This window comes from Pilimelia columellifera subsp. columellifera, assembly GCF_039532605.1.
GTDB classification, from domain to species: domain Bacteria; phylum Actinomycetota; class Actinomycetes; order Mycobacteriales; family Micromonosporaceae; genus Pilimelia; species Pilimelia columellifera.
The window spans coordinates 21,317-48,076 of the sequence record NZ_BAAARY010000016.1 but is presented as its reverse complement, the minus strand read 5'-3'; the positions used below and the strand labels follow the sequence as shown (position 1 = coordinate 48,076).

Below are 26,760 nucleotides of genomic sequence, written 5' to 3'. Positions count from 1 at the left end.
CGGTCAGATCGCCGCCGCCGCCCTCGTGCTCCTACACCTGGAAGCCGACCGCACCACGTAACGCACGGTCACCGAACCATTGCCCGGAAAGGCTCACTGTTGACCCCGGGCAACGCCGAAAGGCATCGCGGCGGCGAGCCGACGCCGGTTACGGATCGCCTGACCGGGCTGTCGCACGCCTGGCCTTCCCGCTTTGTCGCCGGTGATTGGCGGACAGAAAAACTGACAGGGCGGCGATCTCGAATTCGAGATCGCCGCCCTGTCAGGGACCTACGTCAGGCCGGTGGCCTTCGGTCCCCGCGGTCGGGTTGGTCAGGCTGTCGGGCCGTTGCTGACCCTGATCGCGCCCAGTCGACGACGACGCGCGACGACGATCGCGCCAGCGCCCGCCGTGAGCAGGCCGGCGCCGGCGACCATGGCGCTGGTGAGGCCGACGCCGGTGACCGGCAGACCGCCACCGGAACCGCCGCCGGGCGGCGTGGTCGGGGCCGGGGTCTCCGGCGGACGCGGTGACTCGGTCGGCTTCGGCGGGTCAGTCGGCTTGGGCGGGTCGGTCGGCTTGGGCGGGTCAGTTGGCTTGGGCGGGTCGGTCGGCTTGGGCGGGTCGGTCGGGTTCGGGCCGCCGGGCTTGGCCGGGCACGCGTCGCTCACCCAGAACTTCTCGGCCTTGCCATCGATCTTGGCCTGGGCGCTGAGCAGGGTCAGCTTCTTCGGGGCGCGCAGCCACGCCATGTAGCGTTGGCCGTCCTTCACGATGTCGCCGTTCTCGCTGTTCTTCTCGACGACGACGCGAAGGTCCTTGTCCGGGTTGTACCTGCCGTCGCCATCGACGTCGAACATCGCGGTGACCTTGAGCAGTTTCGCGCCCTTTGACAGCGAGAAGATCCACACGTCGCGGTCCCGGTAAGGGCCGCCGCCGAGAGCGCAGCAGCCCGTCGAGGTCTGGGCTTTCTTCGCCGTCGTCGGCAGGCCACTGGCGTCGATCTTGCCGTCGCCGTGCTGTCCGGTGCGGACGAGCTGTGCGGTCGAGCTGGTGGTGGCCCTGCCGTCATCGGTAGCCGGTTCGGCCGCGGCGGTGGTGGCCACGGCGAGGGCAGCAGAGACGCCGAGCACTGAGGCGCCGGCCACGGCGGCGCCTACACGGATCAACACAGAGGACTCCCATTGGGGGTGAAGGGGTACGTCGGCCATATTACCGACGCCAATCCTCTGTGGATCGCCTCAAAGATGGCATTCTTGCGCCGATCACCCGATGCTGTGACACGGCTTTTGTTGAGGTTACGGGCCGTCCGCACGCGATATACGTCTAAATCGGACTCGTTGGGGTGGCGCGGCGATTCAGAACGCGAATAGCACGCTTGCCGCGACATAGGTCATGCCGCTGAAGACCAGCAGCGTGATCCCGCCGGAGAACAGCGCCATACCGATGGTCATCAATCCCTGTGCCGGACCGTCCGAGTTCGCGGTGATGACCTCCACCGCGAGCCGGGGTGTCTTCTCGTACGCCACCAGCACCCGCTGGCCGGTGAGCAACGGCTGCGTGATCGAGCGTCGGGTGAGCGGGTGGTCGGCGACCGCGCGCACCACCTTGCCGTCGTCGCCGAGGAACGCCACGACCGGGCGGAGATCCGCCATCCGGGCGCCGACGGTCCCGGGCTCCCGGCCAACGACAACGGCGTCTACGGAACGGCCCCGGCTCAGTAGCCGTGCCGTGTGTTGGCGTGCCAACCAGCCCTGGCGCAGCACCCGCAGGCCGCGCCCCGCGACAAAGAGCGACAGCATGGCGATGCCACCCGCGACCAGGGCGGGCAGCAGGTCCACCAACCAGACCGTCACGATCGGTAACTACGGACGGTGATCAGCCAACAGTTCAACGGGGCAGCGGGAAGTCTCAGCCGATCGCGGCACGGGCCGTGACGGCCTGCTGGTAGAGCCGGCCGGCTCGGTACGACGAGCGCACCAGCGGGCCGCTCATCACTCCGGCGAAGCCGACCTCGGACGCCTCGGCGGACAGCTCGACGAACTCCTCCGGCTTCACCCAGCGATCGACCGGATGATGCCGCGGGGACGGCCGCAGGTACTGGGTGATGGTGATCAGCTCGCAGCCGGCGGCGTGCAGGTCCCGCAGCGCCTGGGAGATCTCGGACCGCTCCTCGCCCATGCCCAGGATGAGATTCGACTTGGTCACCAGCCCGGCCGCCCGGGCCTGCGTGATGACCTCCAGCGACCGTTCGTACCGGAACCCCGGCCGGATCCGCTTGAAGATCCGCGGGACGGTTTCGACGTTGTGCGCGAGCACCTCGGGCCGGGAGCTGAACACCTCGGCGAGCTGCTCCGGAACGGCGTTGAAATCCGGAATGAGCAACTCGACGCCGCATCCGGGCTGACCGGCATGGATCTGGCGCACCGTCTCCGCGTACAGCCAGGCGCCGCCGTCGGGAAGGTCGTCGCGGGCGACGCCGGTGATCGTGGCGTATCGCAGCCCCATGCTGACGACCGACTCAGCCACCCGACGGGGCTCGTCGGCGTCCAGCTCGGCTGGCTTGCCGGTGTCGATGTTGCAGAAGTCGCAGCGGCGGGTGCACTGGTCGCCGCCGATGAGGAACGTGGCCTCCCGGTCCTCCCAGCACTCGTAGATGTTGGGACAGCCGGCCTCCTGGCACACCGTGTGCAGACCCTCCCGGTTCACCAACCCGCGGAGCGCGGTGAACTCGGGTCCCATCTTCGCCTTCACCTTGATCCACGGAGGCTTCCGTTCGATCGGCGTCTCGGCGTTGCGGGCCTCGATGCGCAGCATGCGGCGGCCTTCGGGAGCTACGGTCACCCGGCCAGGCTACGCCGTGGACCACCGGCGACACACGGCTGGGCGACGCTCCTCACACGTGCGCCAGGCCAGCGCCTTCCCGCGCGACCCGCACCGGCTCAGGCAGTGACCGGGGGAGTCCAGACATACGGGGTCGTCCTGGTCAGCTCGACGAACCCGAGCCGGCGCAGGATCGGCGCGCTGTCGGCCGAGGCGTCCACCTGAAGGTAAGGGGCGCCCCGGTCGGCGGCCAGCTGCGCGCGCCGCGCGACGAGCGCCCGGTAGATGCCGCGCCCGCGCCAAGCGGCCAGCGTCGACCCACCCCACAGCCCAGCGAAGTCGACGCCGTCGGCGAACTCCAGCCACGCCGCCGACACCACGTCGCCGTCGGCCTCGGCGACCAGGATCCGTAGGTTGTCGGGGCTGGCTGCCTTGCGGCGGGACAGCGAGGCGGCGAGCCAGTCGCGGCCGTTGTGCCACACCTGCTCGTGCATGGCGGCGATCCGGTGGAAGTCGGCGTCGGTGTCAACTTCGCGCAGCGTCACCCCGGTCGGCGGGGGAGTCGGCGCCGCCAGGTGAACGGTGGCGGCCACCAGCACGGTCTCCTCGTCCTCCGGAACGAAGCCGGCCGCCCGCAGCCGGTCGGTGAGGTCCGCCGGCAGGTCGTGGCTGCGGGTCTTCCACTCGACAGGCTGGCCGAGCGCCGCGAAGCGGTCCCGCTGACGGGCGATGAGCGCGTCCATCTCCGCGTCGTCGAGCCGCAACGCCCGGGGGACGCTGACGAATCCGCGCCCCGGATACAGCACCCGGACCACCGGGCCGTCGGTCTCGACGGTCATTCCCTCCGCCAGGGCTGAGCCCTCGGCTGCGCGGATCTGGCGGTCGTACTCGTCACGAAGTCTCGTCGCGTCCAACACAGCGCCAGCCTAGAGCCGGCGGCAACCGGTTTCGCGGCGCTCAACCCAGCAGCAGCGGCAGCTGGCGTTCGACCAACGGCAGGACCTCCGCGACGGTGACCTGCCGGCCCAGCTCGACGCTCAGCGAGGTCACACCGGCGTCGGCGATTCCGCACGGGACGATCTTGTCGAAGTGGGTGAGGTCACTGTCGCAGTTGAGCGCAAAACCGTGCAGGCCCACGCCCCGGGCCACCCGGATACCCACCGCCGCCACCTTGCGATCCGGCCCGCGCTCGTCAGCGAGGACCCAGACGCCGCTGCGCCCGTCCACCCGGTAGACGGGCACGCCCAGCCCGGCGCAGACGTTGATGATCACCTGCTCGACCCGACGGACGTGGGCGACGACATCGGCAGGCTTGCCCTGCCTGGTCTCCGGGAGCGTGACGATGGGGTAGCCGACGATCTGCCCTGGCCCATGCCAGGTGATCCGGCCGCCGCGGTCGACGTCGATGACCGGTGTGCCGTCGATGGGGCGGTCCCAGGTGTTGGTGCGTTTCCCCGCGGTGTAGACGCTGGGGTGCTCCAGCAGCAGCACCGTGTCCGGCGATTCGCCCGCGACGACCTCGGCGTGCAGCCGCCGCTGTTCGGCCAGGGCTGGCTCGTAGTCGACGAGGCCGAGCCGGCGGACGGTCAACGGCGCGCCGGCGGGGCTGGTGCTGGAGACGGGAACAGCGCTGGTCACGCGGCCAGCGTAGACCGGTTGCGCCGGCCCGGCCACGGCCGTCCACCGGGGCCGAGCGCGGTCCGCCGCTGAGCCACCCGCCGATCGGCGCCTGTTCCTCGTGCGGGCGTCAGCCGGCCGCCGCGCGACCTCTCAGCGCGGCGGCCGGTCGTCGTCAAAGGCCGCCCGCATCGCCGACGCGAGATCCGGGTGTTCGAAACGGAAACCCGCCTCGTCGAGCGCCTGCGGCTGTACCCGGGCGCTACGCAGCGTCTCGACCGCGAACTCACCCAGCGCGATCCGCAGCGCGACGCCCGGAATCGCCCAGATCGCCGGCCGCCCCAGCTGCGCGGCCAGCGCCTTGGTGAACTCGGCGTTCGTCACCGGACGCGGGGAGACCAGATTCACCGGACCCGCGAGATCCGGGCATTCCAGCAGGAACATCGCCGCCGCCAGCCAGTCCCGCAGCGAGATCCACGGCACCCACTGACGTCCGCTGCCGAACCGGCCGCCGAGACCGAGCCGGAACGGCAGCAGCTGCGGCTTGAGCAGCCCGCCGTCCCGGTGCAGCGGCAGGCCGGTCCGGAGCAGGCACAGCCGAACGCCCACGCCGGCAACCGGCGCGGCGGCGGCCTCCCACTCCCGGCAGATGTCGGCGAGGAAACCTTCGCCAGCCGGCGACGACTCGTCCACGGGGGTGTCCCCGGTGTCGCCGTAGAAGCCGATCGCCGAGCCGGCCAGGAAAACTCCCGGGCGGGCATCCGCCGGCAGCGCCGCGGTCGTCGTAGCCAGCGTCGCGGCGCTGTGCACCCGACTGTCGCGCAGCGTCCGCTTGTAGGCGTCGGTCCAGCGGTGATCGCCGACACCGGCCCCGGCGAGGTTCACCACCGCGTCAGCCCCGGCGAGCACCGCAGGGTCCAATGCCCGGGAGGACGGGTCCCACCGCGCCTCCTCCGGCCCGCGCGGCGTGCGCCGCACCAGACGGGTGAGGTCGTGTCCCTGCGCGCGCAGCCGGTCGGCCAGCGCCGTTCCCAGAAAGCCGGAGGCGCCGGCGAGCACGATTCGCATGCGTCCATCCTCGCCTATCGGGCGCCCGGTCGCCGGCCGGGCGGAAACGAGGGACCCCGACGCTGCCACCTGGTTGCCGGTGGTAGCGCCGGGGTCCGGCGACGAGCAGTGGATCAGGACAGGCCGAGTTCCGCCTCGAACTGGCCAGCCTCAAGCCGCTCCTTGATCGTTCCCAGGAACCGGGCCGCGTCCGCTCCGTCGACCAGCCGGTGGTCGTAGGACAGCGCCAGGTAGACCATCGACCGTGGCGCCACGACCTCGCCAAGCTCCGGGTGGTCGACGACGACCGCGCGCTTGACCACCGCGCCGGTGCCGAGGATGCCCACCTGGGGCTGGTTGATGATCGGCGTGTCGAACAGCGCTCCGCGGCTGCCGGTGTTGGTCAGCGTGAACGTGCCGCCGGACAGGTCGTCCGGGCTGATCTTGTTGGTGCGGGTGCGCTCGGCCACGTCGGCGATCCGCTTGGCCAGACCGGGAAGGTTGAGATCCCCCGCGTCGTGGATCACCGGCACGAGCAGGCCACGGTCGGTGTCCACCGCCATGCCCAGGTGCTCGGCGGCGTGGTAGGTGACCGTGCCTGCCTCCAGGTCGATGGAGGCGTTGACGTTCGGGTGCACCCGAAGCGCCTCGACGGCGGCCAGCGCGAAGAACGGCAGGAACGACAGCTTCACGCCGTGGGTGGCCTGGAAGGCGGCCTTGGCCCGGTTCCGCAGCGCCGCGATCTTCGTGACGTCGACCTCGACCACAGTGGTGAGCTGCGCCGACACCTGGAGCGACTCGACCATCCGACGGGCGATCAGGCCCCGCATCCGGGACAGCTTCTCGGTCCGGCCTCGCAGCGGGCTGGGCTGGGCCTTGGCCGGCGCGGGGGCTGCCTGTGGCGCCGGGGCGGCCTTGGCGCGCTGGGCCGCGTCGAGGACGTCCTGCCGGCGGACCCGGCCGCCGACGCCGGTCCCGGCGAGGGCGGACAGGTCGACTCCGTGCTCGGCCGCCAACTTCCGGACCAGCGGGGTCAGGTAACCGGCGTCGCCACCGGTGGGCTGCCCGCCGTTGGACTGGGCGCGCGGCGCGGGCGGCGCCGGGGGCGCGGAGGCCGTCCGGGGCGCGAACACCGCAGGCTGCGGCGCGGGCGCGGCAGCCTGCGGTGCGGGCACGCTGGTCGGCTGAGCCGCCGGTTGGGCAGCAGGCGCGGGCGGGACGGCGGGCGGGGCCAGGGCGCTGGCGTGAGCCGGCGTGGCGGTGGACGGCGAGGGCTGAGCGGGCGTTGCGTCCGCGCCGCCGACGACGGCCAGGACGGCCCCGACCTCGGCGGTGTCGTCCTCACCGACCCGGATCTCCAGCAGCGTGCCGGACACCGGTGACGGGATCTCGGTGTCGACCTTGTCGGTGGAGACCTCCAGCAGGGGCTCGTCGGCCTCGACCTGGTCGCCGACCTGCTTCAGCCAACGGGTGACCGTGCCCTCGGTGACGCTCTCGCCGAGCGCAGGCAAGGTCACCGGGGTGCCGCCGCTCGGGGCCGGTGTGGCCGACCCCGCCGGGCTGGTCGCTGGGGCAGCGGCGTGAGCTGGCGGAGCGGCGTGAGCTGGCGGAGCGGCGTGAGCTGGCGCGGCAGCTGCCGGCGCCTGCTCCTGAGCCGCTGGCGTTGCTGGCTGCCCGGCGGGCGCCGACTGCCCGACGGCGGGGGCGGACGACGCGCCGCCACCCTCCCCGCCGTCGTTGATCACAGCCAGCTCGCTGCCGACCTCGGCCGTCTCGTCCTCGGCCACGACGATCCGGGCCAGGACGCCGGCGGCCGGCGACGGGATCTCGGTGTCCACCTTGTCGGTGGAGACCTCCAGCAGGGGCTCGTCCGCCGCGACGGTGTCACCCTCCTGCTTCAGCCAGCGGGTGACGGTGCCCTCGGTGACGCTCTCGCCGAGCCGCGGCATGGTGACCGATACCGACATGTTGGGTCGACTCCTTCTCCTGGCTTAAGTCAGTGGTACGCGAGCGGGCCGGTCAGTTGTGGGCGTGCAGCGGCTTGCCGGCGAGCGCCAGGAACGCCTCGCCGAGCGCCTCGTTCTGCGTCGGGTGGGCGTGGACCAGCTGCGCGACCTCGGCCGGGAACGCCTCCCAGTTGAAGATCAGCTGCGCCTCGCCGATCAGCTCGCCGACCCGCGCGCCGACCAGGTGGACGCCGACGACCGGTCCGTCGGCGACCCGGACCAGCTTGACGAAGCCGGCCGTCTTGAGGATCTGGCTCTTGCCGTTGCCGCCGAGGTTGTAGTTGTACGTCTCGACCTTGTCGGCGCCGTGCTGCTCTCTGGCCTTCGCCTCGGTGAGACCGATCGAGGCGATCTCCGGGTCGCAGTAGGTGACCCGGGGAATGCCGTTCTCGTCGATGACCGCCGGGTTGAGCCCGGCGATCTCCTCGGCGACGAAGATGCCCTGCTGGAAGCCGCGGTGGGCGAGCTGAAGACCGGGCACGATGTCGCCGACGGCGTAGATGTTCGGAACGTTGGTGCGCAGCCGCTCGTCGGCCAGGACGAAGCCGCGGTCCATGGCCACGCCCTGCTCCTCGAAGCCGAGGCCGGCGGTGTTCGGGCCGCGGCCGACCGCGACCAGCAGCATCTCGGCCTCGACGGTGTCGCCGCCGGCGATGGTCATCCTGACGCCGCCGGCGGTCTTCTCGACCTTCTCGAACGGCTTGCCGACCTTGAAGTTGATCTTCCGCTTGCGGAAGGCCCGCTCCAACGCCTTCGAGCACTCCTCGTCCTCGGCCGGGACCAGGCGGGGGGCGGCCTCGACGATCGTCACGTCGACGCCGAAAGACTTCCACACGCTGGCGAACTCGACGCCGATGACGCCGCCGCCGAGGACGATCACCGAGGCGGGGATCTTCTCCAGGGTCAGGGCGTGCTCGCTGGCCACGATCGTCTCGCCGTCCAGCTCGATGCCCGGCAAAGTACGCGAGTAGGAGCCGGAGGCCAGGACGATGTTGCGTCCGGTGTAACGCCGGCCGTCGACCTCGACGGCGTTCGGGCCGACCAGCGTGCCGGCGCCCTCGACGATGGTGATGTTCGCCGATCCCTTGAGCAGGCCCTGTAGGCCCTTGTAGAGGCGTCCGACGACGCCGTCCTTGTAGGCGTTGACGCCCTTGATGTCGATGCTGTCGAGCGTGGCGTTGACGCCGAACTGCTCTGACTCGCGGGTCTGGTCGGCGACCTCGGCGGCGTGCAGCAGCGCCTTTGTCGGGATGCAGCCTCGGTGCAGGCAGGTGCCGCCGACCTCGCCCTTCTCGATGAGAGCGACCTTGAGGTCGAGCTGGGCGGCTCGCAGCGCGGCGGCGTACCCACCGCTGCCGGCGCCCAGAATCACGATGTCGAAGGTGTTGGGGTCGTTCACGGTCACTCCTGAGTACGCGTCAGCTGGCAGTCGCCAGAGCCATCTTGTCACTTGTAGAACCGCTTCGGGCGCCCAGGTGCCGAAGGACACGTCCGCTGCTTCGCGCGGCGGCGTTCCGGGATCGTGGCGCCCTCGACGTACCCTTGCACGCCTGTGGACCGAGCGGGGAGGGTGGACGGTGTCCTGGTTGCGGATGCCCTGGTTCGGGCGGAAAAAGACGGCCGAGCGGCCTCATGTGTCAGCCGGGGAGCGTTTGGCGCATCTTGAGAAGTTTATCCAATCGCGCTACGGGGTCGAGGCCTACCTGGAGCCCCGCACCACCGTCACCGAGACGACCGTGCTGCTCGTGGCCCACGACGGGGAGTGGACCCGGCGCCGCGTCGCCGACCCGCAGGCCGCCCGCCGCTTCGCCCACCAACAGGGCGTCCCGCTCTACGACGTCACGCTCGTGGGCTACCCGCAGCGGATGCGGGACTACAACGAGCGACGCAAGCGGCGTCCCGAGGAGTTCGGGCCCGCGCCACGCTGAGCCAACGCCCGCTCAGCTCCTCTCCTGGACGCAGCGGTGGCGACGGGAAACACCCGCCGCCACCGCATCACGTCAGGCTGTCAGCCGTTCGTGGCCAGGTCCTCGACCAGCGCGACGAGCGTGCGCACCGGCACGCCGGTCCCGCCCTTGCTGAGGTAGCCGTTCGGCTCGCCGGTGTGGAAACTCGGTCCGGCGATGTCGATGTGAGCCCAGGAGACGCCCTCGGCGATGAAGTCCGACAGGAACGCGCCGCCCTGGAGCATGTGCGCCGACCGGTCGCCGGAGGCGTTGATCTGGCAGAGGTCGGCCACGTCGGAGTCCATCCCGCGACGGACCTCCTCCGGCAGCGGCATCGGCCAGGTCGGCTCGCCGACCGCGTCGCCGGCCACCCGGATCCGCTCGCACAGCTCGGTGGTGCCCATGACGCCCGAGATCCGCTTGCCCAGCGCGGTGACCTGTCCGCCGGTGAGGGTTGAGGTCTCGATGAGGTAGTCGCAGCCCTCCTCGCCGGCCAGGGTCATCGCGTCGGCCAGGATCATCCGGCCCTCGGCGTCGGTGTTGAGCACCTCGACCCGCTTGCCGCCGTACATGGTGACGACGTCGCCGGGCCGGTACGCCGTGCCCGAGGGCATGTTCTCCGCCATCGGGATATAGGCGGTGACCGCCACGGACGGCTTGAGCTGCGCCACCGCGACCATCGTCGCGGCGATGGCGGCGGCGCCGCCCATGTCCGACTTCATCTCCCACATGCCCGCGGCCGGCTTGATCGAGACGCCGCCGGTGTCGAAGGTGATGCCCTTGCCGATCAGCGCGACCTTGGGGCCCTTGGCCTTCTTCGGCGTGTAGCTGATCTTCACCAGGCGCGGCGGGGCCTCCGAGCCCATCCCGACGGCCAGGATGCCGCCGAAGCCGCCCTTGCGCAGCGCCTTCTCGTCCAGCACCTCCACGTCCAGGCCAGCCGTGCGGGCGGCCTCGGCGACCGAGTCCGCGAACGCCGGCGGCCGCTTGTCGTTCGGCGGGGTGTTCACCCAGTCGCGGGTGCGCAGCGCCGCGCCGGCGACGATCTCGGCGCGGCTCAGCTCGGCCTTGACCGCCTTGTCCTTGGCGTCCGGGACGACGAACTGCAACGCCCGCACCGGCTCCCGGTTGGCCGGCTGCGCCTTGGTCTTGTAGGCGGTGAAGCGGTAGTTGCCGAGCTGCGCGCCCTCGGCGATCGCCCGCAGCTGCGCCGCCGGCTCGTCGTCGGACATCGGCAGGGCGAGGGCGACCTTGGTGGCGCCGCCGAGCGCGCGCACCGCTGCGGCGGCGGCCCGACGCAGCGTCTCGGTGGCCGGCGCGGCCGCGGTGGGCTCGGCGCCCAGGCCGACGGCGACGACCACCGGCGCGCTGATCGTGCCGAGGGTGGCCAGTTTGGTGACCTCGTTGGCGGCGCCGGTGGCGCCGAGCAGGACGAGAGTGTCGATGAGGGACCCGTCGAACGCGGCGGCGACGCTCTCGGCGCCGGCCGCCGCCAGCAGCGGCGTCTTGACGTCGTCCTGGCGGTACACGCCGATGACGACGGCGTCGACGGTCATCGTTGCCGGGTCGGTGTCGACCAAGGACAGGGTCAGGTTGGCGGATCGGGTTTTACGGGCGGGCGGCGTCACGCGGCGACTCCGGGGCATCAGGGGTCTGATCACGCGGTACGTGACGCAGACAGCGGACGGAATACGCAGCTGGTGACCGAGATCGACCAGCCGCGATCTGCATGATCACCTACGGACGTTACCGGCCGTCTGGCGCCATGTCCCGCCGATGCTAACCGCCCGCCGGGCGCGCGGTAAGTTGCGCCTATGACTGCTGACAATGTCGAGACTGGAACCGACGCTGGTCTGCGCTCCCCGCTGCATGGTCGACACGTCGCCGCGGGGGCCAGGTTCGCCGCCTTCGGCGGCTGGCAGATGCCGCTGGAGTACGCCGGCGGCGGCGTCGTCGCCGAGCACACCGCGGTCCGCACGGCGGTCGGCGTCTTCGATGTCTCACACCTCGGCAAGGCCAGGATCAGTGGGCCGGGCGCGGCGGAGTTCGTCAACCGCTGCCTCAGCAACGACCTCGACCGGATCAAGCCGGGCAAGGCGCAGTACACCCTGTGCTGCGACGACGCGACCGGTGGCGTGGTGGACGACATCATCGCCTACCTGTACGCCGACGACCATGTCTTCCTCATCCCGAACGCCGCCAACACCGCCGAGGTGGCGCGCCGGCTGACCGCCGCGGCGCCTGACGGCGTCAGCGTGGCCAACGAGCACACCGGGCACGCGGTCCTGGCCATTCAGGGGCCGAGGTCGGCTGAACTGCTGGCCGCGCTGGGTCTGCCTACCGAGCACGAATACATGTCCTTCGCCCCGGCCACGCTCGACGGGGTCGAGCTGACGGTCTGCCGTACCGGATACACCGGCGAGCACGGCTACGAGCTGGTCGTCCCGGCCGACGGCGCGACGGTCGTCTGGGACGCGGTCTTCGCCGCCGGCGAGCCGTTCGGGGCCCGGGCCTGCGGGCTGGGCGCCCGGGACACCCTGCGCACCGAGATGGGCTACCCGCTGCACGGGCAGGACCTCTCGCTGGAGATCAGCCCGGTGCAGGCGCGCTCCGGTTGGGCCGTCGGCTGGAACAAGCCGCAGTTCTGGGGCAAGGACGCGCTGACCGCCGAGCGGGCCGCCGGCGCCCGTCGCACGCTGTGGGGTCTGCTGGCCGCCGACCGGGGCATCCCGCGCGCCCACATGCAGGTGATGCGCGACGACGAGGTCGTGGGCGAGGTCACCAGCGGGACCTTCTCGCCGACCCTCAAGCAGGGCATCGCGTTGGCGCTGCTCGACGCCGCCGCCGGGATCGCCGAGGGCGACACCGTCGAGGTGGACGTCCGGGGGCGGCGTTGCGCGATGCGGGTGGTCAAGCCGCCGTTCGTGTCGCCGTCGGTGCGCTGACCCTCGCCGTCACCCCAGGAGGCGGGGAGGGATCTCGTAGCGCCGGCGCAGGTCGGCCAGCGGCGTCGCCGCCTGCGCCAGGTGGTCCACCCCCAGGTACAGGTCGGTGTTGGTGGCCCGTCCACGCAGGATCGCGTCCGCGACCGCCCGACCGCCGTCGGGGGTGCCGGTGACGCCCCGGCCCCGCTCACGGTCCAGGGCCCGGCGGGCGCCCGCGCCCGCCGGCGCGAGGCCGGGGCCGCCGCTCATCGCCCCGATCATGCCGTGCTCGAACATGAGCAGCACGATGAGCAGGTTGTGGAAGCCCAGATGGTGCCGGGTGACGCCGGCGGCGTAGGCGCCGACCTCCACCTCCCCGAGCGGCTCGGTGGTCGAGCCGATGTAGACGTGCAGCCAGTCATGCAGGGTCAGCGGCAGCGCGACCGCGCCGGGGCGTCCCGGCGTCCGCCAGCCGTGCGCGGCGTAGAAGTCGGCGAAGGCCCGACCAGTGGCGCCAACCGGCAGGGCGGCCAGGCCGTCGAAGAGGGCGGCGAGCCGGTCGTCGGGCGCGGCGCCGTGGATGGCGGCTGCCGGTAGCCCGAGGCTCAGGTAGCGCGCGTAGGCCGGCAGCAGCGCCAGATCGCGCGGGACGGGCGTGCGGTAGGCGTCGAACTCGACCGTCCGCACCAACGTCAGCGGCACCTCGCCGGCGGCCATCGCCGCGATGACGTCGACGGCCGGTTCGGCCACCTCCAGTTGGCGGGCCGTCCGGGCCAGCCGCGCGTGGTCGGCCTCAGTCGGCGCCTCGTTGAGCACGGCCAGCGCGATGGCCGTCCGCAGGATCTGCTGGCGTGCCTGGTGACGTAGCCGGCGGCCGGTCTCGGGGTCGGGCGGCCCTTCGGCCACCGCGGACAGCTCTGGCTTTCCGGGCTGGGCGGCGGCGATGAGGTCGAGGAAGTCGTAGGCGGTGGGGCTGAGTCGCTGGCGTCCGCCGGCGGCGTGGAGCGTGAGCGCGATGGCCGGCTCGGCCTCGTCCTCGGTGAGCGACAGCAGCATCAGGCAGCTCCTGGAAGTGTGGGCATTTCGCGTTCTTTCTAGCTTAAGGTGACCGTGTCGCTCCAAAGAGTGATTCCGCTTACCCCATCACCTCACAAGGAGAAGCCGCATGCCGACAAACAGCGCTCTGGTCGAGCGGGTCGTCGAGAAGGCCCGCAGCGACGCCTCGTTCCGTTCGCAGCTGATCGCCAACCCCAAGGCCGCGATCGAGAGCGAACTGGGGATCACCATTCCCACCGACCTCAATGTCAAGGTCGTCGAGGAGCAGCAGAACGAGTTCTACGTCGTCCTGCCCCCCAAGGAGCAAAGCGGCCAGCTCAGCGACGAGCAGCTCGCTGGCGTCGCCGGCGGCGACTCCTCCACGTGGGGACCCAACTGCAGCAGTTGCTGACGAGCTGAAGTCGAGTCCGCCGGCCGGGCGTGCGCCCCGCCGGCGGACTCGACGGGTACAGGGGGCCAGAATGATGGCATTGGATGTGCTGCTCGAACGACTTCCCACCGCGCTGGTGGACGACCCGGCCCGCAAACGCCTGCGGCTGCTGGCCGACCCGCTGCCGGACGCGCTCAGCGCCCGGATCGGGCTGGAGGCGCGCCTCGGCGACGATCCGACCGTCGACCTGCTGCTGCTGGTCACCGCCGAACGCCAGCTCGCCGTGCTGGCCGGCGCCGACCCGGCCGTCGCCCTGCCGCCCGAGCTGGCCGGCCAGCCGTCCTGGCAGGGCGCCGCGCGGCTGGGCCGACGGGCCCGGTCGCTCGCCGCCGCGGGGTCGGCGCTGCCACCGGGGATCTGGCTTGAGCTCGACGCCGCCGGTGACCAGCCCGTCGGCGCCCCGGCGGTGTTCACCGCCGCGACGCCCGACCGGGCGCGCTCTTCCGACGCGGAGCCGTCAGGGTCGCCACCGGTCGGCGGTGTGGTCAACGAGGTGCTGCGCACGCTCGCCCAGGCGCCACCGGACCCGGCGCTGGTCGGGCAGGTCGACCAGATCGTGCACAGCGGACTGGACGTGCGGCAGGTCGGCTGCTTCACCGCCCGACCGGGCGCCGGCATCCGCCTGTTCTGCGCCGCGCCGACGACCGACCCGACCGAGCTGATCGCCGCGCTGGCGTTCACCGGCTGGCGCGGCCCGGTCGCCGCGGTCGAGCGCTGGCTCGACTGGTGCCGACGCCACGGCGACGCCACCCACCTCAACCTCGACGTGACCCCGGCCGGGCCGCTGCCGACCATCGGACTGGAGCTGTCGCTGGCCGACGCCGCACAACCGCACCAGGACCCACGGTGGGGCACGCTGCTGGACTCCCTCGTCGCGAGCGGCCTGTGCCGGCCCGCCAAGCGGGACGCCCTGCTCACCCTCGGCCGAGGCTACGAGGCGATGCTCATGGGTCGGCGCCGCTACCGGCAGGGCCTGCACCACCTGAAGATCACGGTGCGCGCGGACGGGGGCGCCGGCGTCAAGGCGTACTTCGGCGCGTACGAGGTCGCCGGAGGCCCGCGGTGAGCCTGCGGGCGGCGTCGCTGCTGGACCGGGTCCTGGCGGCCAGATCGGCCGCCGCGTCGTGGCCGGCGCCGGCCACCGGATCGCAGCTGGCCGCCATCGACGGCGACGGCAGCTGCCTGGACCCGGCCGTCCGATTTCGCCACGCCATCAAGGCCGGCACAGTGGACGCCGCCGACCCGGACGCCGGACCCGGCGACGCCTGGACCCGCTGGCTGGTGTGGCTGGGTGACGCCGAACCGCCCGGCCCGCCCTCCCACCTGCGGTTCGGCCCGTTGCGGACCGCCGAGCCCGGCGTCCTCGTCTCGCTGTCCACCGGCGTCCGGCTCACTGCGCGACGCGGCCCAGGGGGCCCGGTGGTCGTCGTCGGCCCCGGTGTCCGCTGGCACGAACAGCAGATCCACACCGGCGAGCGCTGGCCCGACCCGACGCTGCGGCTGGCCGGGCTGGTCGCCGAGCCGCACCACCGGCAGAGCGTCGACCCGGCCGGACCCGGCGGCGTCACCGTCGCCCTGGTGCGGCCGGCCGAGGCGCGGCGGTGAATCCGCACACCGCCGCGGTCGCCGGCGCCGAGTTCCTCAGCCGCGCCGCCCGCGACGGCCGCTGGTCCGCGTTCCATCTCTACCCGGGGATCAGCGACGAGTGGGTCACCGGGTACGTCGCCGCGACCATCGGCGAGGCCGGCGCCCCCGGCGCCGACGAAATCCTCGCCACCGGCCGGCGTGGGCTCGCCGGCCGGCAACGGCCTGACGGCCGGTACGGCTTCAACGCCCGGGCCATCGGCGACGCCGACAGCACCTTGTGGGCGCTGCGGGTCGCCGCCCTGCCCGCGGGAACGGCCGGGGTGGACGTCGCCGCCGCGCACGCCGCGCTCGCCGAACACCAACGACCCGCCGGCATCGCCACCTATGCCGCCGACGAGCCGATCCGCACCATCATCGAAGCCGGGCCCGAACGGGCGATGAAGGGCTGGTGCGCGCCGCACCCGTGCGTCACCGCCGTCGCCGCCGGGCTCGCCACGACCGCCCCGGACGCCCGCGCCGCGCTCATCGACCAGCAGCAGCGGGACGGCGGCTGGCCGGCGTACTGGTGGACCGACCCTGAGTACACGGCTGGGCACGCCGCCGAGGCCCTCGCCGCTGCCGGGCAACCCGCGGCGTCGGCGGCCGCCGGCCGGGCCGCCGCCTGGGCCGCCAGTCGGCTGCACGTCGACGGGTCGGTCCGCACCGGACGGTTCCCCAACGGCTCCGCCTTCGCCACGGCGTTGGCGCTGCGGGCGCTGACCGCCGGCCGCGGGCCGGCCAACGCCAGCGCGGCCGCCACCGCCTGGCTCTGCCGGCACCTGCGGCTCGACGGCTCCTGGCAGCCATCGGCGGTGCTCCGGGTGCCCGATCCCGACGACCCCGACCCGGACGCCTCCGGCATCACCCGGTGGGTGCCCGACGGCCGTAAGGAAGGGGCGATCGTGCTCGATCGCACAGGTGTGTTCACCACCGCCACCGTCGTGGCGGCGCTGACCCGGGCGGCCCACCGGTGACCTCAGTCGCCGCCCGGCCCGCCCAGCGGACTATCACGGCCATCGTCCAGTGGCTGCTCGCCGACGCGTCGTTCCTGGACGAACGCCTGGCCGGGTGCTGGGTGGGGCCCGGGGAACAGGTCACCGACCGGGGCCGTGACCGGCTGGTCCGCTGGCGGCAGCGCCTCGGCGGACCGGAGGCGCTGGCCCGCCGGCTGGCCGGGCTGGGCGCCGACGAGCCCACCGCGCTGCGGGCGCTCAGCGGCGCCCGCTGGATCGGGGCGCCCCGGGCGCCGTGGGCGAGCCTGTTGACCGCCCATCTGGCTGGTCCGACGCTCGCGCAACACCACTGGCCCGGCGCGTACGGCTGGCTGGTGGGTCCGATCACCGAACGTGCCTTCGCCGGTCTGGCGGACCGTTTCCGCCACCTCGACCCGACCGGTCAGGTGATCGCCGGCGCGCTGGCCGATCAGGTGGGCCGGGCCGCATGGTGGCTGGGCCCGGCGCTGCACCACAGCTTCGCCGACTACCGGGCCCGCCGCCGGCACCGCCTCGACATCGCTCTGCTGCGCCGATCGGGCAGCCACGCGCACGAGCTGTTCGAGGACTTCGCCGCCGCCGCCGGACCCGGCGGCATCCAGGTGTGGCGGCAGCGCCCGGTGTTGGCCCGCCTCTGCGCGCAGCTGGCGGCTGACGCCGCGGCTACGGTCGCCGAGACGCTCGACAAGCTCGCCGCGGACGCGCCCACGCTCGCCGCCCAGCTGAACGTGTCTCGGCTGGCCCCGCTGCGCCGGCTCGTCACCGGCGCCGGCGACCGGCACGAGGGCGGGCGCACCGTCAGCCGAATCGACTTCGCCGACGGCCGTTCGGTGTGGTTCCGGCCGCGCCGACACGACGGACTGGCCCTGCTCGCCGGCGCCCAACGCCGACCCTGGCAGCTGGCCGGCGACCACCACGCCTGGGTCGAGCACGTCGCCGGCGACCAGCCCTCGGACCTGCGCCGCTACCACGAGCGGGCCGGCGAGCTGCTGGCCGTCCTGCGCCGGCACGGGGCCACCGACATCCACCGGGACAACCTCGTCGTCACCGAGGACGGGCCGGTCGTCATCGACGCCGAGACGTTGGCGCACCCGGTCACCGACTTCGAGCTGGCCCTGGCCAGGGAGCTGGACGACCGGCCGCTGCCGGCCACCGCCCTCACCCGATCGGTGTTGCGGGTGGGACTGCTGCCGTCCTGGGACTGCTCCGCCGACGGTCAGGTCCTCGACGGCGCCCACCTGTCGCCAGCGTTGCCGGCGGTGAGCCGGATCGGGCTGCCCCGGGTGGACCGTCCCGGAACCGACGCCGAGGCGGTCGTGGTCGAACCGGCCGACCTCGGGGCCCGCGCGGACCTGCCGGCCGCCGATTACCAGCCGGCCGGCTGGACCGACGCGGTGCTCGCCGGCTACGACCGGGTCGGGGCCGACAGCCCGCCGGAACGCCCGGCGGGCCTGCGGGCGCGGTTGCTGCTGCGCTACACCCGCCGCTACCTCGACGTGCTGCTCGGCGCTCTGGGCACGGCCGCCCTCGACGCCGGCGTCGACCTGGACGTCGCGCTGGCGGGCCTGCCGCCGGGCGGCGAGGGCATCAGTCCCATGATGCGCGCCGCGGAGGAGGCCGACCTGCGCCGCCTCGACGTGCCGTACTTCGAGCACGAGCCGGCCACCGGCGCCGTGCTGCACCACGGCCGGATGGTCGGCCGGTGGCGCCCGGCCGCGGCTCCGGCGCCGTCGGCGGCGACGCCTTCCGGGTCCGACGGCGCGGTACAGCGGGCGCTGATCAGTTCGGCGCTGCGTTGCGGGGACGGCGCCCCGACGTTGACTGGCGGACCAACCGTCGAGGACGTCGACGGCCAGGGCACACGCGGGGTGGAGGCGGCGATGGCCGACCTCAGCGGCCGGCTGCTGACCGACCTGCTCGACCGGTCCGTGCCCGTCGCCGACGGCATCAGCTGGCTCGGCTTCGAGCACCGGCACGGTCGTTTTCCCAGACTGCCCGTCGGCTGGTCGCTGTACGACGGTCAGGCCGGCATCGCGTTCGCGCTCGCCGCCGCGGCCACCGTCCACAGCGATCTGGCCGAGCCGGCCGCGCAGGCGCTCGCGCCGCTGACCGCCCGGGCGCTGGCCGACCCGGCCGGCCTGTGCGACACCCTCGGGCCCGGCTACCTGCACGGCGCCGCCGGGATCGTATGGGGCCTGCGGCACGCCGGCCGGCTGGCCGGTGACCGATCAACGGCGGCCCCGGCCGCGGCGGCGTTGGAGGAGGAGCTGTGCCGCTGGCTGCTCGGGCCGGCCCCGGAGCGCTTCGGCCTGGACCTTGCCGCCGGCCTGGCCGGAGCGGTGGCCGTGCTCGCGGCGCCCGGCGGCGGCCCGGGACGCGCTCCCGAGCGGTTGCGGCGGGCCGCGACGAGGCAGGCCACCCGGCTCGTCGTCGACGCCGCCGTGCCAGCGCAGCCCGGGTTGGCGCACGGCGCCGCCGGCACAGCCCTGGCGCTGGCGCGCTCGGTGGACCACCTCGACAGAGACGGGCAGGCACGGGCGGTGGCCGCCGTCGCGCGGCACCGCGCCACGGCGGCCACCGGCGCCGGCTGGACCTGGTGCTCCGGCGCCGTCGGCGCCGCCCTGGCAGGGGGAACGGCGCCATCGGCGCTCGACGTCCCCGGACTGCCCGCCGACGCGCCGCACCACCTCTGCTGCGGGGTGGTCGGGGCGGCGGTGGTCGGGGCGGCGCCGGGAGGAGCGCCTGGCACGGCCGCCGATTCGGTGCTGAGCCGGCTCCGCTCCGACGCCCGCCCCCGATACCTGCGGCCGTTGCCGCCCGGGCTGCACCAGCCCGGGCTCATGCAGGGCGCCGCCGGGCTGGCGCTGGGGCTGCTGCTGCTCGCCGGGCCACCGCTGCCCAACCCGCTGACGCTGAGCGCCGGGGAGACCCGGTGACCAGCCAGGCGACCGTCGACGCCGCCTACGCCGTCTATGTCGAATCGCCGCTGTTACGGCAGGTCCACGGACCCGAGCACCTCAACGTCGGTTGGCGGGCCGGCGGGGAGGCCGACCCGTCGGCCGCGCTGGTCGACCGGCTGTTGAATCTCGTCCCCGGCAACCCCTCCGTCGTCCTCGACGTGGCCTGCGGTCGGGCGGCGGCGAGTCGGCAGATGGCGCTGCGGTGGCCACAGGCGACCGTGCTGGGCGTCGACCGCAGCGCGGTGATGCTGCCGCCAGCCCCGGCCGCCCGGCCCGGCGTCGCCCGCGCCGAAGCCACCGCCCTCCCGATTGCCGACGGGGCCGCCGATCTGGTGCTGTGCGTCGAGGCGGCGTTGCACTTCACCACCCGGCGGGACTTCTTCGCCGAGGCGGCGCGGGTGCTGCGCCCCGGCGGACTGCTCATCCTCACCGACCTGCTCGTCGACCCGGCAGGGCCCGGCTGGGCGCCGCTGGTCCCGGCGGGGAACCGCGAGACCACCCGCCGTCAGTACGCCGACGCCCTCCGGTCCGCGGGACTCATCGCGCAGCGGATCACCGACATCACCGCCCAGACGTGGACGCCGTACACCGACGCCCTGGTGGCGGCGGCCGGGGACGAGGCCGCGTCAGCGGCGGTGCGGCGGATCCTGTCCGACCGGCCGGTTGCCGCGTACGTCGAGGTGGTGGCCCAGCGATGACGTTCGCCGTCGACCTGTCCCATGCCGGAGCGCGCCGCGACGGCGGCGAGCGGCTGCGCTGGCTCCGGCGTTCGTTCGGCCCGGTGCTGCCCTGCGCCCGTCCGGCCGGGATGGTCGTGCTCTCAGCGGAGCTGGCCCGGCAGGCGTTGGCCGACCCGGCCAGGTACTCCTCGTCCATCATGGCCGGCGCCGACGCCTACCTGCTCGGCGCCGACGGCCCGGCGCACCGGCAGGCCCGGCGCGGGGTGCTGGCGTCGCTGCGGGCCCCGGCGGACCCGGCGGGCGTCGTCCGGTCCGGGGCGCGGGCCAGGCGGCTGGTGGGCCGGTTCGTGGCCGCCGGCGGCGGCGAGGCGGTCACGGTGTTGGCCCGGCCGCTGGCGCAGCTGGCCGCCGCGCGGGTCATCGGGGTTTCGGTACCCACGATCCGTGGTCTGGCCCGCTGGGCGCAGGCGGCGGTCGGCGCCGCGACCGGCGGCTCGACCGCCGCCCCGGCGGACGTCGCGGCGCTGAGCGCCCAGGCGACCGCCGACGTCCGCGCCGCGCTGCTCGCCGGCGGGCGACGACCCGGCAGCCTGCTGGATCTCACCGGCACGGCAGTCGCCGACGGCACGCTGAGCCTGGACGCCGCCGTCGAGATCGTGCTGCTGGTGGCGCTGGCCACCCTCGACACCACCACCGCGCTGCTCGCCGCCTGTCTGCACGAGCTCGCGTCCGCGCAGCCCGTCGCGGTTCCTGACGAGGTCGTCGCGGCGGTGCTGGCCGCCCGGTCGCCGGTGCGGTTCGTCCGCCGCGTCGCCACCGAGACGCACACCCTCGGCGGGACGGCCATCGGCGCCGGGCAGCCGGTCCTGGTGCACCTGCGCGCGTCGGCCGACGACCTGCCGCCGGCCGACGCCGGCCGGTTGGCCTTCGGCGCCGGCCCGCATGCCTGCCCCGGCGCCAGCCTCGCCCGCGCCGTCGCCGTCGCCACCGTCGCCGCCTGCGCCGGGGCGTGGCTGACCCTGAACGGCCCACCCACCAATGCCGACTCCGTGCAGATCGACGGATACGCCCGCCTGCCGCTGCGCGCCGCGCGCCGGCCCGGACCCTGGGAGCCACGATGAGCCGGACCCTGTTCCGCAGCAACGCGATGGCCCGCAACGCGGGGCCGGAGAAGCTCGACGAGCGGATCCGGGTGGTCACCGTCAAGGGGTGGATCGCCCTGGCCGTCGGGGTGATCGTCGCCGCGTCGTTGCTCGGCTGGGCAGCCCTGGGCACCACCCGGGAGCAGGTCAGCGGGTCGGGGCTGCTGGTGCGCGAGCCGTACACGTTCACCGCCGAGTCGCCGGTGTACGGCTTCGTCGAGAAGCCGCCGCCCGCCCCGGGGACGCGGGTCACCCAGGGCCAGCACATCGCGGTGGTGCGCAACACCGAGGACCCGGCCAGCCCGCCGGTGCCGGTGCTGGCCCCGATCACCGGCACTCTCATCTCGGTCGCCGCCGAACGTGGCACCGTCGTCGTGCGTGGTCAGGACGTGGCCTACCTGGAGGTGGCGACCGGTCCGCTGGTGGCTCAGGTCTTCGTCCCGACCGCCGAGGGCAAACGGATCACCTCCGGAATGGACGCTCAGATCGAGCCCAGCACCGCCCCGGCGGCCAGCTACGGGCGGATGCTGTCGGTCGTCACCGCCGTCAGCGACTACTCGTTGAGCGCCGACCGGATCCGCACCGTCGTCGGCCACAGCTCGCTCGCCGAGAGCATCATCGACGGGCCGCCGGTGCTGCTGGTCACCCTGGCGCTCCGGCAGGATCCGGTCACCGGCGACCACCTGTGGACCTCCGGCGACGGGCCATCGTTCAACGTCGGCAGCGGCACCCTCGCCGAGGGGACGGTCACCCTGTCGACGTCCCGTCCGCTGGACATCATCTTCGGCCGGAACGCCCAGTGAGCGCCGCGCCGCCCCGCACGGAGCACCGTAGCGGCCCCTACCCGCGCCCCCAACGGGTGCCGACCGTGCTCCAGATGGAGGCCGTCGAGTGCGGCGCCGCCGCGCTCGCGATGATCCTGGCCCACTACGGCCGGCACGTTCCGCTGGAGGAGCTGCGGGTGGCGTGCGAGGTATCCCGGGACGGCTCCAACGCCGTCAGCATCCTCAAAGCGGCCCGCTCGTACGGGATGGAGGCCACCGGCGCCAAGTACGACCTGGACGACCTGTCCGGCGTGGCGTTCCCGCTGATCGCGTTCTGGGACTTCAACCACTTCCTCGTCGTCGAGGGCGTCACCCGGGCCGGACTGCGCGTCAACGACCCGGCGTCCGGCCGGCGGCTGGTGTCCTGGGACGACGCCGACGCCCGCTTCACCGGCGTGACGCTGCACCTGCGACCCGGCCCCGAGTTCGTCCGGGAGGGGCGGCCCCCGAGCACCCTGCGTTCGCTGGCCGGCCGGCTCGACGGCGCCTGGTCCGGCGTGGGCTATCTGGTGGCGGCGGGTCTGGCGTTGATCGTCCCGCTGATGGGCGCCCCGATCGCCACCCAGCTGTTCGTCGATGACGTGCTGGTGCCGCACGCCCCCGACGAGGCGCAGACGCTGCTGTCGGCGCTCGCGGTGGTGATCGTGGTGCAGTTCTGGCTGGCCTGGTGGCAGCGGACGGTGGTGAACCGGTTCAACATCCGGCTGGCCGTCACGATGGCCTCCGGGTTCCTGCGGCACGCCCTGCGCCTGCCGTTGACGTTCTACGCCCAGCGCAGCGTCGGCGACGTCGCCTACCGGCTCCAGCTGGGCGGCGACGTGGCGAAGGTGGTGTCCACCCAGCTCGCCCCCGCGATGCTGCAGGCGTTCACGGCCGTCCTCTACCTGGTCCTCATGACGTTCATCAGCCCACTGCTGACAGCGATCGCGGTGGTCGCGGCGGTGATCGACGTGGTGGTGCTGCGGCTGGCTCAGCGGCACCGTGAAGACGCCAGCGGGGTGGTGGTGCGGGAGGAGTCCGCGCTGCACGCCACCTCCTACTACGGTCTGCGCACGATCGAGTCGGTGAAGGCGTCCGGCGGCGAGGACGACCTCTTCGGCAAGATCACCGGTTTCCACGCCCGGGCGGCCAACGCCCGGCAGAAGCTTGAGGTGCCGTTCACCGTCGTCTCGGCGGTGCCCGCGCTCACCGCCCAGCTGGCCAACATCGGCGTCATCGTCGTCGGCGCGCTGCTGGTCCTGGACGAGCGGCTCACCATCGGGCAGGTGATGGCCTTCGCGGTCCTCGTCGCCGGCTTCCTCAACCCGATCGGCGTGCTGGTCAGCCTCGGCGGGGCGGTCCAGCAGGCCCGCGGGCACCTGGACCGGATCGACGACCTGCTGCGCTATCCGACCCCGCCGAGGCCGCTGGCCACCGCGGCGGCGCCGTCCGGGCGGCTGCGCGGGGAGGTCGAGCTGCGCGGGGTCACCTTCGGGTACAGCCCCAACAAGCCGCCGCTGCTGGAGGACTTCTCGCTGCGGGTGCGGCCCGGTCAGCGGGTGGCGCTGGTCGGCGGCTCCGGCAGCGGCAAGACCACCGTCGCCAGGCTCATCTGCGGGCTGGTCACGCCGTGGGCTGGCGAGATCCGCATCGACGGGGTGCCGCGCGAGCAACTGCCGGCGCCGGTGCTGGCCGCCAGCCTGGCCCTGGTCGACCAGGAGATCGTCCTGTTCGCCGGCACCGTCCGCGACAACGTGTCCTTCCTGGACAGCACCCTCGCCGACGCCGCGGTGGTGGCCGCCGCCCGGGACGCCGCCATCCACGACGACATCGCGGTCCGCCCCGGCGGTTACGGGGCCGCCGTCAGCGACGGTGGCCGCAACTTCTCCGGCGGCCAGCAGCAGCGCATCGAGATCGCCCGCGCGTTGTCGGTCAACCCCAGCGTCCTGGTGCTCGACGAGGCCACCAGCGCTCTGGACCCCGGTACTGAGCAGCTCGTCGACCAGGCGCTGCGCCGACGCGCCTGCGCCACCATCGTGGTGGCGCACCGGCTGTCGACGATCCGCGACTGTGACGAGATCATCGTCCTGGACCGGGGGAAGGTCGCCGAGCGTGGCGCCCACGAGCAGCTCATGGCCCACGGCGGCGCCTACGCCCGGCTGGTGACGGCGTGAGCGCCCCCACCGGCCTGCGGCTGGACGCCCACCGGCGGATCACCGTGGCGGCGGACGACCTCGTCACCGTCGAGGCGGGCGTCGTCGAGGTGTTCCTGATCTCCGACCAGAGCCCGCCGGTGGCGCCCCGGCATCTGGGCACCCTGACCGCCGGTCACCGGCTGCCGGGTCTCGACTGGGCCGGCGAGCTGGCCGCCAATGAGCGGATCGAGCTGGTCGGCAACGGCCCGGCGGTGGCCCGCTGCCAGCCGGGCGCCGCCGGCGGGGCGGACACCGTCGACGACGAGCTACGCCGCGCCGAGCTGACCGCCCGGATCGTCGCCGTCCGCGAGCCCGATGCCAGCCCGGCGGTCATCGGCCGCCGGGTGGCCGCCGACAACCAGCGCGGCGCCGACGCCAACGACGCGCTCGGCGGCGTCCTCGACCGGAACCGCGGCGAGACGACCGGCGTGGACAGCGCCGTCGACCTGGACGCCACGCCGCGGCTACGGGCGCTGCTGCTGGCCGCCGAGGCGGCCGGGCTGCGGTTGCCGGCGCGCTCGGTGCAGACCGCCGCCGTCCTCACCAACCTGGACGTGCCTCAGCTCGCCGGCCGGTTGCGGGCCCCGGTCCGTGAGGTGGACCTGGGCGGCGCATGGTGGACCGAGGACAGCCCGCCGATGGTCGCCGTCGCCGACGACGGAACCGCGTACGCGCTGATCCGCCGTGGCCGGCAGTGGCAGGCGTGGTCGGCCCCGTCCGGTTGGCGCCCGGTGACCGGGCCGCTGGAGCTGGCCCGGGCCTGGTGCGTGTACCCGACGTTCCCGGAGCGGGCCGTCGGGGCGCGGGACCTGCTGCGGGTCGGCCTGCCGCCGACCGCCCGCAACGACCTGCTGCGGCTGGCCGGCACGGCGGTCGCGGTGATGACGCTCGGCGCCGCCGTGCCGTTGGCCACCGCCCGCATTCTCGGCGACGCCGCCCCGCGGGCCGAGGCCGGCAACATCGTGGCGATCGGCGCGCTGGTGGCCGGGCTGATCCTGGCCTTCACCGCCGCCTCGGTGGCCCAGGGGTTGTTGCTGCAACGCCTGGTCACCCAATTGAACGTGCGGACCACCGCCGCGCTGTGGGCGCGGGTGGTGCGCCTGGAGCCGCCGTTCTTCCGGGCCTACAACCCCGGTGAGCTGGCCCGACGGGTGCTGGCCGTCGACGGCATCCGGGAGCTGATCACCAGCAGCGTCCTCACCGGCGGCATCGGGTTGCTCATCGGCGTCACCGGCGTCGTGGTGACCTTCGTCCTCGACGTCTGGATCGGCGTCACCGTCGTCGCCGGACTGGCGCTGTTCGCCGGCTTCTCCTGGTGGCAGCTGCGGGCGCTGACCCGGGCCCGACGCGGCGAGGTCAACGCCCGCAACGGCATCTCCGGGTTCGTCACCGCCGCCCTCACCGGCATCGTCAAGGTGCGGGTCGCCGACGCCGAGCAACGTATGTACGCCCGTTGGGGCGCCATGTTCGCCAAGGAGCAGACCCACGCCGCCCGCGCCGCCGCGGCCCAACGGCAGCTGACGGTCGTCACCGCCGTGTCGCCGGCGGTGGCCACCCTGATCGTGCTCGCCGTCGTCACCTACGGCCACCAGGCCGACCTGAGCATCGGCGTCTTCGTCGGCCTGGTGGCCGCGTTGTCGCAGGTCACCACCGCGCTCAGCCTGATCACCCCGGCGTTGGGTCAGCTTGCCGACGCCGCCCCGCTGTACGACGCGGCCCGGCCGGTGCTCCAGACCGCCCCGCGGCCGGCCACCGACGCGGCCGACCCGGGCGCCCTGCGCGGCAAGCTCGAAGTGTCCAAGGTGTCTTTCGCCTACACCGACGATGGCCCGCGCATCCTCAACGAGGTCGACCTACAGGCGGCGCCGGGGGAGTTCGTGGCCGTCGTCGGCCCGTCCGGGGCCGGAAAGTCGACCCTGATCCGGTTGCTGCTCGGCTTCGACCGCCCCAGCGCCGGGGCCGTCCTGTTCGACGGCAAGCCGCTGGACACCCTGGACCTGGAGGCGGTGCGCCGGCAGGTGGGCGTGGTCATGCAGAACGCCCAGGTTCCGACCGGCAGTCTCCTCACCGCGCTGGTGGGCACTACCAACCTCACCCAGGACCAGGCGTGGGAGGCGTTGGACATGGCCGGACTCGCCGAGGACGTCCGGGCCATGCCGATGGGCATCCGCACCGTCATCAGCGAGGGCGCCTCGACGTTCTCCGGCGGCCAACGCCAACGCCTCATGATTGCCAGGGCGTTGATCCGCCGCCCCCGGGTGCTCATCTTCGACGAGGCGACCAGCGCCCTGGACAACCTCACCCAACAGACCGTCACCCGGTCCCTGGAGAATCTGGACGCCACCCGGATCGTCATCGCGCACCGCCTCAGCACGATCCGCGACGCCCACCGCATCTACGTCCTGGACCGGGGCGCGGTCGTCGAGTCCGGCGACTTCGATGCCCTCATGTCCGCTGGCGGCGTCTTCGCCGCCCTCGCCCGCCGACAGCTCGCCTGACCCGCCCCTGTGTCCACCGGACCGGCCCGTGGGCT

General features: G+C 73.5%; 22 protein-coding genes. 12 read left to right on the top strand and 10 right to left on the bottom strand.

Translation table 11 applies throughout. From position 1 onward, the window contains the following. Positions 1 to 312 precede the first annotated feature (312 nt). The 8 genes from ABD287_RS15360 to lpdA all read right to left on the bottom strand — a co-directional run bounded on the left by ABD287_RS15360 (position 313) and on the right by lpdA (position 8,872). Complete coding sequence (locus tag ABD287_RS15360) at positions 313 to 1,152, bottom strand: hypothetical protein (protein ID WP_344173657.1); 840 nt, start codon at positions 1,150 to 1,152, stop codon at positions 313 to 315. 186 nt (positions 1,153 to 1,338) lie between these two features. Beyond that, positions 1,339 to 1,821: a hypothetical protein gene (locus tag ABD287_RS15355; protein WP_344173655.1), complete on the bottom strand. Its 483-nt coding sequence runs from the start codon at positions 1,819 to 1,821 to the stop codon at positions 1,339 to 1,341. A gap of 70 nt (positions 1,822 to 1,891) precedes the next feature. After that, positions 1,892 to 2,797 (bottom strand): lipoyl synthase, encoded by a 906-nt coding sequence (lipA, locus tag ABD287_RS15350; RefSeq protein ID WP_344173662.1) that lies wholly within the window; start codon positions 2,795 to 2,797, stop codon positions 1,892 to 1,894. Positions 2,798 to 2,922: 125 nt separating this feature from the next. Next, positions 2,923 to 3,720, bottom strand: a complete 798-nt coding sequence (locus tag ABD287_RS15345) for a GNAT family N-acetyltransferase (protein ID WP_344173653.1) — start codon at positions 3,718 to 3,720, stop codon at positions 2,923 to 2,925. Between the two features lie 40 nt (positions 3,721 to 3,760). Next, positions 3,761 to 4,441, bottom strand: a complete 681-nt coding sequence (lipB, locus tag ABD287_RS15340; RefSeq protein ID WP_344173651.1) for a lipoyl(octanoyl) transferase LipB — start codon at positions 4,439 to 4,441, stop codon at positions 3,761 to 3,763. Between the two features lie 132 nt (positions 4,442 to 4,573). Further along, a complete protein-coding gene (locus ABD287_RS15335; protein ID WP_344173648.1) occupies positions 4,574 to 5,488 on the bottom strand; it encodes a TIGR01777 family oxidoreductase in 915 nt (304 codons plus the stop codon). A gap of 113 nt (positions 5,489 to 5,601) precedes the next feature. After that, positions 5,602 to 7,434: a 2-oxoglutarate dehydrogenase, E2 component, dihydrolipoamide succinyltransferase gene (sucB, locus tag ABD287_RS15330; RefSeq protein WP_344173645.1), complete on the bottom strand. Its 1,833-nt coding sequence runs from the start codon at positions 7,432 to 7,434 to the stop codon at positions 5,602 to 5,604. 52 nt (positions 7,435 to 7,486) lie between these two features. Beyond that, a complete protein-coding gene (gene lpdA, locus ABD287_RS15325) occupies positions 7,487 to 8,872 on the bottom strand; it encodes a dihydrolipoyl dehydrogenase (RefSeq protein ID WP_344173643.1) in 1,386 nt (461 codons plus the stop codon). A 193-nt stretch (positions 8,873 to 9,065) separates the two neighbouring features. Between lpdA and ABD287_RS15320 the strand changes: the two genes are divergently transcribed. Further along, the gene (locus ABD287_RS15320) at positions 9,066 to 9,401 is read left to right on the top strand and encodes a hypothetical protein (RefSeq protein WP_344173661.1); all 336 of its coding nucleotides are present in this window, start codon (positions 9,066 to 9,068) and stop codon (positions 9,399 to 9,401) included. A gap of 80 nt (positions 9,402 to 9,481) precedes the next feature. On the opposite strand, the gene ABD287_RS15315 is transcribed toward ABD287_RS15320, so the two are convergent. Continuing rightward, positions 9,482 to 11,047 (bottom strand): leucyl aminopeptidase, encoded by a 1,566-nt coding sequence (locus tag ABD287_RS15315; protein WP_344173641.1) that lies wholly within the window; start codon positions 11,045 to 11,047, stop codon positions 9,482 to 9,484. 186 nt (positions 11,048 to 11,233) lie between these two features. Here ABD287_RS15315 and gcvT point away from each other — a divergent pair, with 186 nt between their 5' ends. Further along, positions 11,234 to 12,364 carry a glycine cleavage system aminomethyltransferase GcvT gene (gene gcvT / locus ABD287_RS15310; RefSeq protein ID WP_344173639.1) on the top strand — a complete coding sequence of 377 codons (1,131 nt, stop codon included), beginning with the start codon at positions 11,234 to 11,236 and terminating at the stop codon, positions 12,362 to 12,364. Between the two features lie 9 nt (positions 12,365 to 12,373). Here the strand turns inward: gcvT and ABD287_RS15305 are convergent, their stop codons facing one another. Continuing rightward, a complete protein-coding gene (locus tag ABD287_RS15305) occupies positions 12,374 to 13,399 on the bottom strand; it encodes a hypothetical protein (RefSeq protein ID WP_344173637.1) in 1,026 nt (341 codons plus the stop codon). Between the two features lie 109 nt (positions 13,400 to 13,508). Between ABD287_RS15305 and ABD287_RS15300 the strand changes: the two genes are divergently transcribed. The 10 genes from ABD287_RS15300 (at position 13,509) to ABD287_RS15255 (ending at position 26,725) form a co-directional block, all read left to right on the top strand. Beyond that, a complete protein-coding gene (locus ABD287_RS15300; protein WP_344173635.1) occupies positions 13,509 to 13,790 on the top strand; it encodes an NHLP leader peptide family RiPP precursor in 282 nt (93 codons plus the stop codon). A gap of 70 nt (positions 13,791 to 13,860) precedes the next feature. Then, positions 13,861 to 14,895 carry a hypothetical protein gene (locus tag ABD287_RS15295; RefSeq protein WP_344173633.1) on the top strand — a complete coding sequence of 345 codons (1,035 nt, stop codon included), beginning with the start codon at positions 13,861 to 13,863 and terminating at the stop codon, positions 14,893 to 14,895. After that, a complete protein-coding gene (locus ABD287_RS15290) occupies positions 14,892 to 15,434 on the top strand; it encodes a hypothetical protein (protein ID WP_344173631.1) in 543 nt (180 codons plus the stop codon). The genes ABD287_RS15295 and ABD287_RS15290 overlap by 4 nt, the downstream gene beginning before the upstream one ends. Then, positions 15,431 to 16,429: a hypothetical protein gene (locus ABD287_RS15285; RefSeq protein ID WP_344173629.1), complete on the top strand. Its 999-nt coding sequence runs from the start codon at positions 15,431 to 15,433 to the stop codon at positions 16,427 to 16,429. Before ABD287_RS15290 ends, ABD287_RS15285 begins: the two co-directional genes overlap by 4 nt. Then, positions 16,426 to 19,383, top strand: coding sequence for a DUF4135 domain-containing protein (locus ABD287_RS15280; RefSeq protein WP_344173627.1), 2,958 nt, complete (start codon positions 16,426 to 16,428; stop codon positions 19,381 to 19,383). The genes ABD287_RS15285 and ABD287_RS15280 overlap by 4 nt, the downstream gene beginning before the upstream one ends. Beyond that, positions 19,380 to 20,105: a class I SAM-dependent methyltransferase gene (locus ABD287_RS15275; RefSeq protein ID WP_344173625.1), complete on the top strand. Its 726-nt coding sequence runs from the start codon at positions 19,380 to 19,382 to the stop codon at positions 20,103 to 20,105. Before ABD287_RS15280 ends, ABD287_RS15275 begins: the two co-directional genes overlap by 4 nt. Next, on the top strand, positions 20,102 to 21,208 hold the full coding sequence (locus tag ABD287_RS15270) for a hypothetical protein (RefSeq protein ID WP_344173623.1): 1,107 nt from the start codon (positions 20,102 to 20,104) through the stop codon (positions 21,206 to 21,208). The genes ABD287_RS15275 and ABD287_RS15270 overlap by 4 nt, the downstream gene beginning before the upstream one ends. Next, positions 21,205 to 22,032: a hypothetical protein gene (locus tag ABD287_RS15265; protein WP_344173621.1), complete on the top strand. Its 828-nt coding sequence runs from the start codon at positions 21,205 to 21,207 to the stop codon at positions 22,030 to 22,032. The genes ABD287_RS15270 and ABD287_RS15265 overlap by 4 nt, the downstream gene beginning before the upstream one ends. Next, positions 22,029 to 24,206, top strand: coding sequence for an NHLP family bacteriocin export ABC transporter peptidase/permease/ATPase subunit (locus tag ABD287_RS15260; protein WP_344173619.1), 2,178 nt, complete (start codon positions 22,029 to 22,031; stop codon positions 24,204 to 24,206). The genes ABD287_RS15265 and ABD287_RS15260 overlap by 4 nt, the downstream gene beginning before the upstream one ends. Beyond that, complete coding sequence (locus ABD287_RS15255; protein WP_344173617.1) at positions 24,203 to 26,725, top strand: ATP-binding cassette domain-containing protein; 2,523 nt, start codon at positions 24,203 to 24,205, stop codon at positions 26,723 to 26,725. Before ABD287_RS15260 ends, ABD287_RS15255 begins: the two co-directional genes overlap by 4 nt. Positions 26,726 to 26,760 lie beyond the last annotated feature (35 nt).

Bases quoted from the DNA above. Each gene is read 5' to 3' on its own strand.
- ABD287_RS15265 (WP_344173621.1), top strand. From the start codon at position 21,205: ATGAGCCGGACCCTGTTCCGCAGCAACGCGATGGCCCGCAACGCGGGG.
- ABD287_RS15270 (WP_344173623.1), top strand. From the start codon at position 20,102: ATGACGTTCGCCGTCGACCTGTCCCATGCCGGAGCGCGCCGCGACGGC.
- gcvT (WP_344173639.1), top strand. From the start codon at position 11,234: ATGACTGCTGACAATGTCGAGACTGGAACCGACGCTGGTCTGCGCTCC.
- ABD287_RS15335 (WP_344173648.1), bottom strand. From the start codon at position 5,488: ATGCGAATCGTGCTCGCCGGCGCCTCCGGCTTTCTGGGAACGGCGCTG.
- ABD287_RS15300 (WP_344173635.1), top strand. From the start codon at position 13,509: ATGCCGACAAACAGCGCTCTGGTCGAGCGGGTCGTCGAGAAGGCCCGC.
- ABD287_RS15305 (WP_344173637.1), bottom strand. From the start codon at position 13,399: ATGCTGCTGTCGCTCACCGAGGACGAGGCCGAGCCGGCCATCGCGCTC.
- ABD287_RS15295 (WP_344173633.1), top strand. From the start codon at position 13,861: ATGATGGCATTGGATGTGCTGCTCGAACGACTTCCCACCGCGCTGGTG.
- sucB (WP_344173645.1), bottom strand. From the start codon at position 7,434: ATGTCGGTATCGGTCACCATGCCGCGGCTCGGCGAGAGCGTCACCGAG.
- ABD287_RS15320 (WP_344173661.1), top strand. From the start codon at position 9,066: ATGCCCTGGTTCGGGCGGAAAAAGACGGCCGAGCGGCCTCATGTGTCA.
- lipA (WP_344173662.1), bottom strand. From the start codon at position 2,797: ATGCTGCGCATCGAGGCCCGCAACGCCGAGACGCCGATCGAACGGAAG.